The sequence below is a fragment of the Pseudomonas fluorescens genome, assembly GCF_902497775.2.
GTDB lineage: Bacteria > Pseudomonadota > Gammaproteobacteria > Pseudomonadales > Pseudomonadaceae > Aquipseudomonas > Aquipseudomonas putida_F.
The window spans coordinates 3,209,632-3,224,986 of sequence record NZ_OZ024668.1 but is presented as its reverse complement, the minus strand read 5'-3'; the positions used below and the strand labels follow the sequence as shown (position 1 = coordinate 3,224,986).

Here is a 15,355-nt window from a genome sequence, read left to right as displayed (position 1 = left end):
TTCAAGGACATCATTAGCGGGATGCTTTAGAATGTTCCGCCTGTTTCCCTTAATTTTGAGGATCGAATATGTCCCGTCTGGCAGAATTCCGTCAGCTCGAGCAGCAACTGGCCGCCCAGCTCGCAGAGCTTGAAGCACTCAAAGGCAGCTCCGAGCTGCAAGCTGAAATTCAATTTGAGACCAAACTGCGTGACTTGCTGGCCGAGTACGGCTACAGCCTGCGCGACATCATCAACATCCTGGATCATCAAGCCAGCCGTCGTGCGGCTGCCCCTGTAGCAGCTGAGAAGGCACCGCGTCGTGCGCGCCAGGTTAAGCAGTATAAGAACCCGCACAACGGCGAGATCATTGAGACCAAAGGCGGCAATCACAAGCTGCTGAAGGAATGGAAAGCCCAGTACGGTGCTGATGAGGTTGAAAGCTGGGTCACCCGCTAAGCTCGTCCATGTAACAGTAAGCGAGTCAAGTAAGCCGCCTAAAGGGTAATGCCAGTCAGTTAAGAAAAAACGGCGCTTCCCCGAGATGGGAGAGCGCCGTTTTTCTTGGGCCTCGTCACCGATTCAAGCGAGAAACCTCTCGCTCAACGGCTTAACTGACTGGCATTAGCCTAAAGGGCGGTTTTTTGTACATGCGCTTGGCGGTGGGATTGCCTTGCAGCAAGCCCAGGGCAAGGTCATCGGTGCTGTAGGTATTTCACGCGCAACCGTTGAGGCGGATCAAATCATCGCGGTGGGCGCCGCACGACCATGAATCGCTGTCTCAACTCCGCTGGCGTGCTGGGTGGGCTCGCAGGGGATTGAGTCCCTGCAGCGTCGGTAGCGCCTAAACGACACCTGCCGCGAGAGGTTCATCGTTGCTGGTGTCATGAATCGCTTGTAAGGATGGCCTGAACATTGAAATGGCGCTTGGATAACTGCGCTTTGCCTCTGGAATGCGCACGTCACGCTACTTCACATAGGCATCTGCCACCCAGACTTCACCCATCGGAACCTCGGCTCTTGAACCTTTGGCCCGCCGAAATCTTCACCTTCAATCTCGAAAGACCTGGCCATCAGATCCCGCACCCCGCCCAAACGCTCCATGGCGGTGAGTTCCTTGGTGATGTCCTTGACGACCGTTGTAAACGCCTTGGTCGATTCTGACTTCATGAACTCGGGAGTCGAGAGGGCGAAATCTCGATCAGGTAACGAAACCCCGAATAGACTGGTGATAGAGCTTGCCGTTTTGATGAGAAAGCTACCCTGGATGCCTTGGGCAGAGCGGACACCGTAGCTGCGCTTAAGGTCACCGCAAATCTTGTCAACGTCATCCATGAGCTTGGTGATGCGCTTGTTGCCACTCGCGAGCCCTTGCTCGTCGAAGGCAACTCGAATGGCCTTTAGGGTTTCGCGCATGGTCACGAAATGGTCTTCGCTACGGATCTGTCTGGCCGCCTCGATCGCACCGGAAACGCTGCCGGCGGATTGAGTCAACCACGCTGAGAACAAGGGTAGATCCAAAGCTACGGTCTGGGTTGCTCCATGCGACTGGATTTCCGAAATGCTAGTACGGGTTTTGTCCGAGAGATTTGCCAAAAGGCGGGCGGTGAAGTCATGGCCGAAGACGCCGGCTTTCTTCATCCAGTGCACTTGATAGGCATGCCTGATGGGATGGATGAACGAGTCTGCTTTCAAGTACTTGGCTGCAGTCGTGTAATAGATCGATTTGTACGCGAGCCAATTCAGCGAGGCGACGAACATCTCCAGCTGCTTGGTGGGGCCTCCGTAGGAACCAGAGTACTCTCCAGTGAACTCTGACTTGCTGAATACGTGGCCATCAGAGCCTACTAGCTTGACGTCTTTCGACCAACGCCCGCGCGTTTCACTTGCATCGCTTAACTCCGCGAAGATTGCCGCGCTTAGGGCGCTGTACTTGCCGTAATCGTCAGAAGCACGGTAGCCCAGCATCCTCATGGTTAGGTAATAGACGCTGGAGGCTTGATCCCAGGTGCAGACCATGTTCATTTTCAGCTGCTCCAGGAGGGCGCTGAAATCTTCGTCCACAAACTCGCCGCCGCGAATTTCTGGGCGGATCAACTCTGCTTCCTTTTGAGCAACCGCGTCCACTCCGTCCAGCCCAAACTCGGTAGGTGACAAGAACCGGAGGTAAGGGAATTGTTGCTTGCGGTTTTCTCTGTGATCAGCTTTATAGTTGTCTATGCAGAGGAGGTCGTCGTAGAAGAGGTTTCCTTGCAGGAAATTCTCTAACGCGCACAGGTCTCCATTGATCGTATCTCGAGTCTTGACTGCAACCGCGCCGGTAGCGCGCTGGACGGCGGTGAGGGTGGCGTTGTCTATCAGTGCGTAGGTCATGGATTTATTGCCCATCCTGTGTGGTCGAGACTATAGCCACTCAGATTGGATGCTGGCTATAACCCCGACAACTCCCCGACCGACACTACACCTCGCGGATGTTTTTCCCCAGTGCATGGCAGCCCTATGAAATCGGACGTTTTCTGCCTATCTTTGAGCTGGATCTGCATTTGCCAGGGATTCTCCCATGCTCGAAAAAATCCTGCTTCGCAACGTCTCCAGCTACTCGCCTGATGCTGTGGTGTCCATTGCTCCGCTCAAGCGCGTGAGCCTGTTTTATGGCCAGAACGGTACAGGCAAGACCACCATTGGCAACTTCCTCCAGGCTCCTGGTGAGTCCTGCTACAGCGTGTGCGGGGTGGATCCGGTAAAGGTCGGTCGGGAGGTGCTGGTCTACAACCATTACTTCATGGAGAAGAACTTCCAAGAGGCCACTTCCCAACCCGGGGTGTTTACGCTCAACGAGGGAAATATTGAGGCAAAGGAGGCACTGGCAGCAGCGGAGGCATCCATTGCTGAGCTAACCATCGCCCACGATGCTGAGATGGAGAAGGGGGTTAATAGCAAGAAGGTTCAGGACGCTGCTTACGAGACGTTGTTGGACAGTGTCTGGAAGCCCAAGCGGGAATTCGACAACACGGCATTGGCGTACTGCTTCAAGGCTCTCAACACCAAGGAGCGATTACTGGACGCCGTCCGTAACGTCCCGCTCGTAGCCTCCACCGATACCGCCCAAGGGCTGCTCGCTGAGGCTGCGGTGCTAAAAGAGACCAGTGATCAGGAGCTGCCTAGCATCCCGCCGATTGCGTTTCAAGCGCACAACCTGGAGGACGATCCGGTTCTGCAAGAGGTCATCACAGGGTCGGGTGATTCCTACCTTTCTGCGTTCATTCAACAACTGGGAAATTCGGATTGGGTCAAGCACGCGCTCCGTTATCAGGCAGAGGCACAGGACAAATGCCCGCTATGCCAGCAAACCTTGCCGCAAGATTTCTATGCCGAAATCCATAAGGTCTTCGACAAGACCTATGAGCAGCGCCTGGATGTGTTGCGCCAACTCGAAGGCCGTTACCGAAGTGCGGTCGATCAGTTTCTACGTCGGTGTGAAGCCCCGGATTATCAGGTGCAAGCGATCAAACTGCATGTCACCAAGCTGCAGGCTGCGTTTCAAAAGAACCTGCAAGCCATGGCTGAGAAAATCGCCAGCCCATCCCTGATCATGGCCCTGGAGTCAACCGTTCCATTGGTGGCCCAACTGAATGGCGAGATCGCGGCTGAGCAACTGAAGATCGACGAGATCAATGCGAGGATCAAAAACCGCAAGCAGCATGAAGCGAGCATCAAGCAACGTTTCTGGAGTTGGTACAGAGGGGCGTGCAACGCCGCTTTCGTGACGTTCGACAAAGTCGACAAAGCGCAAGGCCGCATACGCCAAGTGGCCAAGGATGAGGTGCAGGCCCTCAGGGATCGTATCCAAGAGCAGCGCGGGATCGTCACCACGTCCAGAGCCTCCATCACCAACATCGATCAGGCGGTCGAGAACATCAAGTACTGGTTGCGGATGTTGGGGCTGAAGGGCTTCACGCTGATCAAAGAAGAGGGGCCGATACCCCAGTACCGGCTTGAACGTCCAGGCCAGACTGAAGGGGTGTTCAAAACGCTCAGCGAGGGTGAGAAAACACTGATCTCATTCCTCTACTTCCTAGAGGTCTGCAATGGTGAAACGGGCACCACGAGTGGGAAGCTCAAGAGTGACCGGATCATCGTGATCGACGATCCAATATCGAGCCTTTCCCATAACTATGTCTACGACATCGCTTCCCTGATCAGGCGCCAAGTGCTCATCCCGAAGGAGCGATTCAAGCAGGTGATCATCCTGACCCATAACCTGTTTTTCTTCCATGAGATGGTCAAGCTGCTGAAGGAGGACGGCGAGAAGGCTTTTGCCATGTTCCGAATCACCAAGTCCGAGTACAGCTCTGTAGTGGCGATGGAGGAGCGGGAAATCCAGAATGATTACCAAGCGTTCTGGCAGACGATCAAAGACGCCTTGCAGGGGCGGACGTCTCCCAACGTCATGCCGAACATGATGCGCAACATTTTGGAGTACTACTTCAGCTTCGTACATCAGACACCTACGCTGCGGCAGGCGCTGATGAAGCTCAGTGAGGACAAGCCGGAATTCAGGGCGTTGTTCCGCTACATCAACCGCGAGTCCCATACTGATTCGGTCAATATCACAGACTTCGGTGAGATCGATCCAGCTACCTTTATCGATCGTTTCAGGGACGTGTTCGTCGAAACGAAATTCGAAGCTCATTTCGACAAGATGATGGCGTGATGTCGCCCAAGGTAACGAGTCGCAGCTGCACTGGTCTGGGGTGAGAGTGCAAGTATCACCGATGCAAGAGTTAGCCTTCCCAGACCGGCTATGCACTGATAGCATTGCGCCTGCAGCTACCACCAAAGGACTCTCCTTCCTGCCTGGCACTCATCTGCTCGCTTTGCACGTGGCGTGTAAAGGCTGTCAGCGGCCCGCTGAGATCAGATGGAGAATACGCCATGACCGATCATGGAAAAGTTGTCCTGGTTCGCCAGTACAACCGATTCCGGTTTGGGCAGTGGGAGACCGTGTGCATGCACATGCGCTCCCTTCCGCGCCGGTAATTGAACGTACCTGGGTGGTAGCTGCACCCCCTTCCTCTGATCCCCTTCCTGATGCCAGAGCTGGCAGCCATCGACTCGTCCCGATGATCTATCGGAGCGGGCCCTGAACTCACCTAGCACCGCCTGAACCTGGATGTCAGATGCCAATCGTAGCGGCGATTTTTATACACTCGGGACAGTAGGTTTTTAAGCCCGCCTGGTCATACCGCTGTGGGAAGGTAATCAATTGCACTGTGCGGCCATGAATGCGCTGCACATGCCCCTAATCGAAACAGCTACGAGGATTGTTTGCCCAGCCATCGAGCGTAAGCGAGGATCATTTCCCAAGCGTAAGAGCGAGCATGGTTGAATTCCTCAGCGGTAGGTTCTCGCAAGGGGCCCTTGGTCAGCCCGCGATGTCGGCTGACAGTGGAAGGGGCATTGCATACGGCATGAAACTTACCAATTTTGGACTTCTCGATGCCGAGCGCCTCGGTCAATTTCGGCAGCTTGCCAAACCTGGCTTGTAGGGCCTCCAGGATTTCGTAGAGATGAGTGAACTCGTCTCCAGAGTCACGCTTGGATTCGCTTTGGCTCGCCAACAGCCGGCTGAGCAAGTCGTCGCCGGCATGTTTCGATAGCAGCTCCGACTCCACCTGTTGGCGATCACTGAGCTCTTGGGCGCTGTCTTGGATGAGTACCCCATCCCGATAGACCTGGATCTGTATGGAATCGGTGATCCTGATGCTGGCGAAGCTCTCTAGGTAGATTTCACGTGAACGGCCATCGGCGTGTGTAACCGTAAGTATTGGATGATCTTCGACGACGACCGGGTCTTTCCTGTGGAGGCCATAAGGTGCAAGCCGGGCAAAGATCACCCGACGGAGCTTGTCTGTCAACGTGGGGTCTGATTGGTGGAGCGTTGTGTCGGTCTCAGCCCGAGCGACGCCATCTTGAATCACAAGGGTAGCCCCGTGTGACTCGATGGTGTGGGTTTCCTTGAAAAGGTCTATTGGTTGGTAACGCCATTCCAATGTTGCAGTTTTGATTGACATACGCATGCCCTAGGTGAACACGATCCCATCATATCGCGTGATGAGAAGAATGCTGCGCCCCCAGGCGTTGTTACCCCCATAGCGTGCCACTGGCAGTTACGTAACGGTAGCTAAAAACTGCGGAGAGTTTGTCGATCAGTCGATTCGCCGTAGCTGCGACTCAGCCCACTGATTGATACGGTCACGCTGCGAGTCGCTCATCTTGTCGGTGGCAGAGGTGAGCAATTGGAGGATGTAGCATTAATCCTGGTCTTCCGGAAACCAGTCGGATAGCTCGACATTGCAGTGCTTCGATTGGCCGAACGCCCAGGCGAGAACCATATCTGCTGCGGCACGAAAATGATCAGCTATGTAGATCCCGTGATCGATCGCCCAGCCGCGTCGCCTAAGCTTCTGGCTAGCGTCTATGACGCCAAAATCCCCAAAATAGGCTGAGGTGTCGGGGTAATGGATTCCCGCGAGCGAAACCTTGACCTGGCCAGCTTCCCTGTCCCAGTAGGAAAGGTGATGCCAGCCGCCTGTGGTCGCCTCTGGCCATGGAAAATTGATGGCTGCTTTCCCGGTGATGTAGTGCTCAGGAGATACTCGGCATAGGTCAACATCGAAGCGGGGCATGCTCTACCTCCTTGTAACCATCGAAGAGCGGGGTATTTCAGTTTAGATGCATCTACAGCGCCAATTCAGATGGCGAATGAGGGGCGGATAATCAGAGTAAGTCGAAGCTGCCTAGTCGAGAGAAAATGCTGGTGGCCCAACTAGGCAACCTATTGGATAGCTGGGGAAGATTTCGACAGTTGCTCCAAGAATTTCCGGCCATCCTCGATCTCGTGCAGCGCCTCGAGATCGGCAATGAATCCAACGCTGCTGTACAGCCCTGCAATCTTCTCTTTTTCAGTCGGAGAGGACACGACCTTGGTCACCTGCAAAAAATGCTTACGCATCGTGCTGTACACGGCCAAGGTGGTACCTAGGTAAGCCGCCAGTTTTTTAATGGTTTCTTGGGCGTTCGCATCAACTAGAGCGTTCGAGTTATCTCCTGTTCTAATCCCGCTAAGCCTATCCTTCAACAGATTAACCTGAGCCTGGAGACTGGCAATCCGCAACAATGCATCTTCTGAGACAGCCTGCGGCTGCTCCAGAGTCTCCCGCCCGTGATTGAAGGCTATATCCACCATGCGCCGGTAGCTTTCGTTCCGTAGCAAGGTGATGTAACTGAAGCTGCGCACCTTCTTGTTGAAAAAGGGCGTTGTCGGATCGCCGGATTTTGCCTCCCGCACCTCCGAAATGACACCTGCTAACGCTTTACAGTAATCTGTGACATTACCATATTTAGTAGCATCTATAACGCGCAACGCTTGTTTGATAATTTTTTCGATTTCTGCAGACCTGGCTGCCACAAATTTATCGAATGTGGAGGGCTTTCTCCCAGGCTTCGAATCGTTTTGTTTTTTCTTCATTTCGTAAGCCCGAGTTCCTATGCCACCATGTGTGTGAGCTGAAGCGTTTGTTTAGGTGTGGAGATCAATTGCTTAATTGCATCAAGGTCGCCAGAGCTCGCAGCAAACAACTCATACTCATTAATGGCTCCAGACTTAACCATGCCGCTGATTTGAGCCGCAACTTTATTGGCAATCGGTGTGGTTTTGTCGGGATCAACACCCAGTATCTTGGAAAGATCTCCTTCCTTCATGAGCAAGACATGCCGTAGGTGCGCCAGCTTCATGCTAAGATCGTCAGATGATGCATCTGGGAAGTTCTGGACGTCGATCAACCTCTTGAGCAAGCGCGCCTCTTCCGGCAGCGACAGCCGCTCATAATGTCGCAAGACTTCTTGACGATCTTTGACCATAAATTCTTGCTCCAGGCCTTTCTCGTACATTTGGACGAGCTGGATTTCAATGGCTTCGAGCAAGCAGGCTTCGCGAGCAAACCGGTCGTTCTCTGCTTCGAGTTGTTCCAGTTCGGTGCTGATACGTGCCGAAGGCTTACGAGCCAAGTATTGTTGAATCAGTGTAAGCGTACCGGCCATCAGTTCCCGGTACTTATCCTTCTTGGCCGAGATGGCTGGCAGGTGTGCTACGCCACGAATCGCAAAAGGGCACGCAGAGCAACAGTTTGGTTCGCCAAACAGGTCGAGTACTTCTTTGGGACAGGTGTTGTTGAAAGGACAGATATGTGTGGTGTTGAAGGCAAGTTCACTAACTTCTTTGGCGATGATCCGATCCAAACCCGTATCTGATTCCTGCTTGACACTCGACAAACTCATGAGCCGGTGCTTACTGATGGCAGTCACTGGGTCGGCCGCGATATCTTTCTGAATCGTCCGGTTCAGTTTCGAGATTGTTTCTGCCAACTCCGGGAAGTCGCCGGTAGAGAGCTTGTCCTGATTGCTCATGAGGGACATGCAGAGCATCTGCTGGTGAGTCATCCCAAGGTCGCTCTCATCGAAGACCGAGTAATACGACACGAGCGCCTCAGACTGCCCTGTTAACCATTGGCCTACAATGCTTGGAGGAAGGAACTTGATCGCCTCAGAGACGAACCCAGCGCGTAGGCCATGTGGAGTGTAATCGCTAGTCAGAGTGCTAGCAGTTATAGATGAAAGAGCCTCTGTCGAGTTGTCAGTGATATACTGAATTTTGTCTGTGGTGCCTATCGGCGGTTTGCACCAAACGATATCAGGGCAGCGCATGTCCCCCAATTCAGATTTGATGAAATGTTGCAAGCATAGTAGGAGAAGGCGAAAAGGATCATAGTTTGTCCAGCCACCAGGGCTAATCGCAAGCCTGAACAATGGGCGAAGTCTTCCGAATTTTGAATTTTTATTCATGTTGTACCAGATGCTATTTTTGAAGCTCGGATCGGTGCACCGGCCGTACCAATCATTTTGTCTGTCCAGCAGCTCAATTACCCTGTGTGACACGATTGCTGTCCACTCGCCGTGAGCTTTGTCAGAACTGACAAGCAAGGGAGCCAGCGGCCTTCTCGTATTACGCTCCACGTAGTTTGCATATCGGTCAACATCTAGCCACAACAAATGATGTTGGCGAATGCCTGTTTCACACATCAATAACGTTGAGCGAACATCATTCATAATGATGCGCGGCTGTACGGTGCCATTAATGTGCATGTCGGAAATGCGATAGAACTTTGGAATGTATGTAAAAGGACGAGGTTTCCCATTGTGATAGAAAATAGGGGTAAAGTTCAGAGCTTTGAAGTCGACGCCTGCGCAACTCATGGCAGCCGTCCCCCATAGCCCTGCCCAATCTGAGCCGTGGACAAGTTCGCTAAGAGTGGGGTACTTCAGCTCTCCCTCGACTATCCCAGGCTCAGCGCCGTCTGCCATGCCATTAAGGTGTATGGTCAGGTACTCCAATGAGTACAGCATGCTAATGAAGGTGGAGAAGTACATTCTCGGTATTGGCTTTTTGATCGTTCCCCATTTTCTGATAAGTTTTGGATAACAATCCGGTGAAAAGCTATTCCTGACTTTTTCCGCATTAGGGATTGCGGCGGATTGAGAAATAATATAGTCGAAGAAGCCTTCAATAGGGTAAGTTCTCTGGTATTGGGTGTCTGGCGTGTTTTGGTTGATTTCCATAATGATTTTGATCATGGTGAGAAGAGTCTCCGGAAGATCTTTCTCAAAGCCACAAACTTCTTTCAATAGATCTACGTCAGCCGTGATATAGATTGCACAGGTAAAATCATTGAACGTAGTCGGGTAAGAGTCCAGGTTCCCATCACGATCCATGAAGAATTGGTATAGGTAAGGGCCGCAATAGGCGAGCAGATAGTACAGCGACGTTCGATGATTTTTTTGGCTCTCTAACCTTCTGGACTTGAGAAACGCCAAGTAGGTAGTGTTGAGCATTTGACAAAATTTAATCACTTTTTTCGGAAGCAGTTCTAGCCCGCCGGGTAGCGTAGGGGAGTTGTCCATCCTGAACGCACGACTGAGATCCCTGGCATCAGAGAAAATAGTCGCAAAGCGCTCGATGCTGTGGTCGGTGCCCTCTAAGTAAAAACGGGTTTTCTCAACCATCTGCAAATGTTGCTTATTGGCTTTTTTTAGCTGAACAGATTCGTGTGTCAGCTTACGAGCCTGCTTCGCTTGCTCGCGGCTTTCAGCGAGGATGCGGTTGACGGCATCGCGCATCCAAGGGTTGTTAGATGCGTTGGCGAGAAACAGGGAGAAATCGTCCGTGTAAAATCTAGCGAGCTCAGATTTGCACCCAAAGCTTCGTAACTTCAGATCACGAGCGACTTCAGCTGTGAAGTTTTCAGCATCATGTAGATTTGACGCAAGCAACAGCCGCAGCCATCCCGTAGCTCTCAGTTCACGGTTCTTTTTGGTCATTCCCCCTTCGTAACCAAGAGATGAAACGGGGTTGATGGCCCTGATTTTGACAAGGAGAGGGCAGTTCTTAGTATGCTCCTGGATAATTTCATCCAAAATAACGTCATTATTGATGGGACTGCTCCAACCAAGCGGCAGTATTACTTTCTTTTCCATCCAGAGGCGAAGGAAAGCGAATTTAAAAAACGAGATAAGCGGCGCTACCCTGGCCGTTGGAAATTCTGGAATGACAGCCTTGACGATTTCCTCCTTCTGGTTGTTCCCGGCAAAACAACACGTAAGCAGCTGTTCCACCTGAGCGCGCGGCATCGCGAAGAACGGACGGGGGCCGAGATCGTTCAGAGCCAGCAGTACATCACGTTGTCGTCCGCCGTCTACATGGTAGTAGTGATTCCAATAGCGATGCCTTACATCGATCATGGCCATATCGAAAGCCGGGCCAGTTTCCTTGTTCTTAATCAACCAAATAGGATTGACGTGAGATGGATTGATCATGCGGCCTCCAGGGCGAGTTGCTGAAGTTGTTTGATTTCTTGCTGGTGATATTCAATCCGCGCTTCAAGGACGGTCTTAGGCCCCCCGGATAACCGAGCGAAGTTTGATGCTGCTATCTCTGCCTGGAGCAGGTGTACATCTTGGCGTGCGTACCGCTTGGTAGTTTTGATCAACGCGTGCCCCATGAGCTGCTGAACCAAACTCAGCTCAAGGCCATACTTCCTTTGGCTATGTGGATTTGGATTAGGGCAATGATTGACCAGGTAATACCCATACATGTGTCGTAGGGAATGAAACCCATATGAGCGCTGCGTTAGCTTTAGAGCAGCTTTGTGAAAACGTTCGTACAGCGCTTGATAGCTGTTGTGCATTGGCTCTCCATCCACAAGACTTCTAACCAGGAAGTCATGCCTTACGGGAGCCATGAGGCGTTGAGCACGCAGCTCGGTTTTATACTCCTCCAATGCAATCCAAAACATTGAAGCAAAGGGTTCGATCAAAAAGGTCTGCGGATGGGTTCTGCCCTTGTGCGGCAACGCGTTGATTTCTGCCGATGAAATATATTTGATGAGCACGTTATGTCGTTCGGTAGGGTCGACGATTAGCACTCGATTGAAAGCGGGATCAATGTCAATCTTTACGTCTTCATTGAGCATCGTCACTGCTTCAGAGAAGCGTGCGCCTGACGCGGCCAACAAGCTCCATAGCATCTTGTCCCGCGTGCTAGTAGCTGCCTCGATAAGTTCTTTGCACCTATCGATTGGGAAGGCAAGTTTGTCCCCGCCATATAAGTCGGTATGGGCTAGCGTTGATGGTTTTGAAATAGCGGATAGGCCAACACGTTTTACACGCCGAGCGCCACCTGCTAAACATCCGGCCAGCCAGCTATTTTTCTTGATTGCAGCCCGTACGCTCGTAGGGGTCTCCATTTTGACGGTCTGGGCCAAAGAGAATCCAGACAACTGCTGAGACGAGATGTACCCGTTTGCTTCCATCTCCAGCATGCCTAGGCGCAACCGTTCGCTTGCATCGACAAAGCTGTTGAGCGCAGCGATGGCAACACCTACTGAGCTCCCCGAAAGGTTTCGATTGCCCAATATTTGTGCGGCTTGCGCAATAGCTGGATTTTCGCTAGAAGTACCGAATACTAAATAGCTTTCGTAGTTTTCGATTGTCTGACTGAGAAGTAGAGGTGTTAATTCGCCATGCAAGTGTGCAACAAATTGCAGCAGTTCCAAGAAGACTCTGTTGTATCGAGCATAGGCTTTAATTGTTTTGAATTTTCTCTTACGGCTAAGTGTGTAGCACCAGCTTTCAAAGAAATCATCCATCAGCTTGTCGTGTGAGACCAGCGTAAAAATTTTCTTATCATTCTTGGTAATGGGGATCAGGATGGGTGGAGCAAATGAGGCTGCTCCGCCAGTTAGTGCGATAGGGTTCATCTCAAGTTCCGATACTGCTGGGATGAACAAATGGTTACATGTATGACTTGAAGCATGCAACTGCGTACGAATGCATGCTTTCTTAACCTTTTAAGTTAAATCAAGGGTTGGGGAGTTCGGTGTTATATGGCGCTATATAACGCCGTTATTTATTTTTTGGGCGGTAAATATCTTGGTATTGGCTTTTGTTATAGGGTTGGATCTCATGCCGCTGGAGGATCCCAGACTATTCTGCGCTACCAAGTATGGCGCATAAATTGCCCGTTAGCTATGCAAGGTTCGCCAAGAGTTTCCGCTGTCAATGCTATTGAAAAAATAAATATTTTTTCCGAAATGCTTCAATGAATCGTGAGCATTGGGTGAAACGAAGGTAATCAAGAACAAAAGAATCGACGATCAGTAGTGGCGGAGATGCTCTCCCAGGTTTGATCTGTGGGGTCTCGAGCCGCTCTGTGAGGTTGTGAGTCCCGTGAACTGCAGAACTGTTTTCTAAGCTTGCCAAGCATGCAGTTGGCGGAGTGAGGCCTATAGGGAGTGAATCGTCGTGGAGCCTTGATGTGCCTGCGGGTGTGGCTATGGCAGATGTTCCTGCGCGGAGCCTCAGGAAGAGGCTATCCGCTCCAACCATTCTCTCAACAGGTGTGTCTCCGCCATGCTCAGTACTGTTACTTCGCCGAGATTGGCTTTCAGTTCGGACGCAAGATTGGGGGTTTTACGACCTGGATCGGACTTCACGGTGTCTGCCCCCTGCGAAGTACGCATGGCTCCCTTTTTCAGGAGAGGTTTCACTGCCTGTCTTACGAGCCAGCTTACGTGCGTAGGACGGCTTGTCTGATGCAAACAACTGAATATCATCCCAACGCAAAAAGGGTGGATGAACTCAAAGGCCTGTTTTTCGCCGACGTGCAACAGACCCGCTTTGGCTACTTCTCTGATACAGGACTTCAATTCGTCAACCTGAATCCCCCACAGACCTGAGACGTTGGTATCGCGTGGCTTGCTGATGTGGAGGTAGAGGCCAGGGTGGGTCAGGCCGAATACGACCAGTCCCTCGATTACATGGTATAGCCCGCTGATCGGGTCTTCTGGTTCCTCTGCAGGTACAGGCCTGGTTTGCCAAAGGTAGAGCGCTGCCGCGTCATATAGCTCATCGATTTTCCCCACATGACTGTAGATCTGAGGGGGGAGGATCTTGGCCTGCTTGGCGATGTTCCGCATGGTCGCGGCTTCCATACCTTCCTCAGCAATCAGCTGAGCTGTTACTTCGATAATCTTTACGGCCAGGGAGGGATGAGTTGTAGGGAAGGACGTCATGGTATGCGAGGCGGGGGAGGGGCTGTACGGTGTGTGGCCACCGCATTGAAAGGCGGTGATCTTACGTTTAGGAGGGAGGGCGGGCAAATTTAGTTGTCCCCGCTTGAGTTTGGTCTGCGTAGCCGTCAGATACCAAACATCAGCCCAAGCGCAAAAGCCCGTATCAACTAAGAGGTGCAGCACGACTTGCGGGACGAAGCGCCCAGAACCCTGCCGCCGGCGGTCTCTACCGAGGACATCAGCTTCCAGACCAGATCCCGATAGCCCCCTTGAACACGACACTGCTCCATCTGCACCTCCCGGTACGGCTGCCGTGAACCAAGCCCAGTTGAAACTGGGCTTGGCCCTTCGGGCTTCCATTCTCACCTCTTCGGCCATCGTGGCCTGCGCGCTCCGCTTGCTTTTAGCCTTCTACTATCAGTGAGAGTCATCAGTACAGGAAATTATGGTTAGAGTTTCTGGATTAAAACTATTAAAGATCTTGTGTTGAAGTGGTTCAGCATATTTCGCTGAAATCAGAAAATTCAAATGCGTGAAATAGTTGCTGCTCGCTAAAATGCGCTAAATAGTAAGATCTGAGTGCTGTGAACATGTCGTAATCAGGTTCGCTCATGCGCCAGCTCAATGCTAGGTAGTTGTCGTATGTTATGTGGGGCTCTTCTCCGTATTCCATAAGTTTGTGGTTTTTTTCACTCAGATGGCCAAGATCCTTGCTTTTAAGTAGCGTGATAATGTTGTCGAAGGAAGAGCGCTCGTCATCAGAAAGATAAAGCTCTAGCTCCTGCAGGTTTATTTCTATTTTCCAATTCAGCCATCTCGGTGGAGTGGCGCGCTGGATGGTTTTTGCAATTACTCTTCGGGCTATTAGGGGTAGTTGCGAGTAATGTGTAGCGAACTGCTCTATTTGCTTTAGAATCGTTTTGCCGACTATCGTCTGATCACCAAGGCTGTCCCAGAGATTGTGATAGCTGATAAAGACTGATGGTTCTTTTGATGGTGTTGAGTAGGAGTTGTATGCATAGCTGCTGGCTTGTACTGCGTGTATTTGTGGGATCCATGCGCCTAGTTTTAAGTTGACTATTTTGGCGAGATTTGAAATCTCCACGTCCTCCAAAGAAGATATAGTCTTTAATAGGTCAGGAATTGCGATTATTTTAACTGTATATCCGTTGTAGTCGTTTTGCTTCGGAGTGTATCTTGTTGCGGATATAAAGAGAAACCAAATTTCCTTGGCGCTTGGGACTTTATTTCGTATCAGTGTGTCGATTGTGGTGGTGATTTTCTTCCAAGTTCTGGTTGTGGTTACTTGGAGTCCTATACCATTGCTTCCTTCCTGCCAGTCGATGCCTGGAAAGTTTTCGTCAATATGATTTAAGTTTTTGAATTTGTAATTGTAGGCAAGGTTCACTATGTCAAGTAAAGAATCTTCGGCACCTTTTGCTTCATCAAGCAGGTTTCTTTGTGCTTGCAAATTTATATGGTGTGTATAAGAGGATAGAGAACTAGTTATAAGTTCTAGATTGCGACCCCGATTTGTTAGCATTGCGATTGCTCCATTAGTCGGTCGAAGATGGTATCAAAGGTTAAGTTCAAGATAAATGGTGTTGCGCTACTTGGCGTGAGGTTAACGCCCCATGTCTTCGTGCAGGACAGTCTAGGCAAGTGTTCTCGAACCAGAATAGGGGACTT

The 15,355-nt window shown here is 51.3% G+C and carries 10 protein-coding genes and 1 pseudogene; 3 read left to right on the top strand and 8 right to left on the bottom strand.

The features are described 5' to 3' along the window. Positions 1-68 precede the first annotated feature (68 nt). Complete coding sequence (locus F8N82_RS14800; protein ID WP_150777053.1) at positions 69-437, top strand: histone-like nucleoid-structuring protein, MvaT/MvaU family; 369 nt, start codon at positions 69-71, stop codon at positions 435-437. 202 nt (positions 438-639) lie between these two features. Continuing rightward, positions 640-750 (top strand): annotated as a pseudogene (locus F8N82_RS14795) (heme-binding protein); the annotation flags it as partial. Between the two features lie 200 nt (positions 751-950). On the opposite strand, the gene F8N82_RS14790 reads toward F8N82_RS14795, so the two are convergent. Further along, the gene (locus tag F8N82_RS14790) at positions 951-2,351 is read right to left on the bottom strand and encodes a hypothetical protein (RefSeq protein ID WP_150777054.1); all 1,401 of its coding nucleotides are present in this window, start codon (positions 2,349-2,351) and stop codon (positions 951-953) included. A gap of 187 nt (positions 2,352-2,538) precedes the next feature. On the opposite strand from F8N82_RS14790, the gene F8N82_RS14785 reads away from it, so the two are divergent. Then, on the top strand, positions 2,539-4,692 hold the full coding sequence (locus F8N82_RS14785) for an AAA family ATPase (RefSeq protein ID WP_150777055.1): 2,154 nt from the start codon (positions 2,539-2,541) through the stop codon (positions 4,690-4,692). 601 nt (positions 4,693-5,293) lie between these two features. Here the strand turns inward: F8N82_RS14785 and F8N82_RS14780 are convergent. The 7 genes from F8N82_RS14780 to F8N82_RS14750 form a co-directional block, all read right to left on the bottom strand. Next, positions 5,294-6,052 carry a hypothetical protein gene (locus F8N82_RS14780; RefSeq protein ID WP_150777056.1) on the bottom strand — a complete coding sequence of 253 codons (759 nt, stop codon included), beginning with the start codon at positions 6,050-6,052 and terminating at the stop codon, positions 5,294-5,296. 240 nt (positions 6,053-6,292) lie between these two features. Continuing rightward, positions 6,293-6,667 (bottom strand): hypothetical protein, encoded by a 375-nt coding sequence (locus F8N82_RS14775; protein WP_224793857.1) that lies wholly within the window; start codon positions 6,665-6,667, stop codon positions 6,293-6,295. Positions 6,668-6,816: 149 nt separating this feature from the next. Then, on the bottom strand, positions 6,817-7,509 hold the full coding sequence (locus F8N82_RS14770) for a hypothetical protein (protein ID WP_338918757.1): 693 nt from the start codon (positions 7,507-7,509) through the stop codon (positions 6,817-6,819). Between the two features lie 17 nt (positions 7,510-7,526). Next, complete coding sequence (locus F8N82_RS14765) at positions 7,527-10,910, bottom strand: hypothetical protein (protein ID WP_338918756.1); 3,384 nt, start codon at positions 10,908-10,910, stop codon at positions 7,527-7,529. Next, positions 10,907-12,352, bottom strand: coding sequence for a site-specific integrase (locus tag F8N82_RS14760; protein WP_150777060.1), 1,446 nt, complete (start codon positions 12,350-12,352; stop codon positions 10,907-10,909). The genes F8N82_RS14765 and F8N82_RS14760 overlap by 4 nt, the downstream gene beginning before the upstream one ends. Positions 12,353-12,952: 600 nt before the next feature. Then, positions 12,953-13,666, bottom strand: a complete 714-nt coding sequence (locus tag F8N82_RS14755; RefSeq protein WP_224793858.1) for a TetR/AcrR family transcriptional regulator — start codon at positions 13,664-13,666, stop codon at positions 12,953-12,955. 496 nt (positions 13,667-14,162) lie between these two features. After that, positions 14,163-15,209 (bottom strand): SMEK domain-containing protein, encoded by a 1,047-nt coding sequence (locus F8N82_RS14750; RefSeq protein ID WP_150777062.1) that lies wholly within the window; start codon positions 15,207-15,209, stop codon positions 14,163-14,165. Positions 15,210-15,355 lie beyond the last annotated feature (146 nt).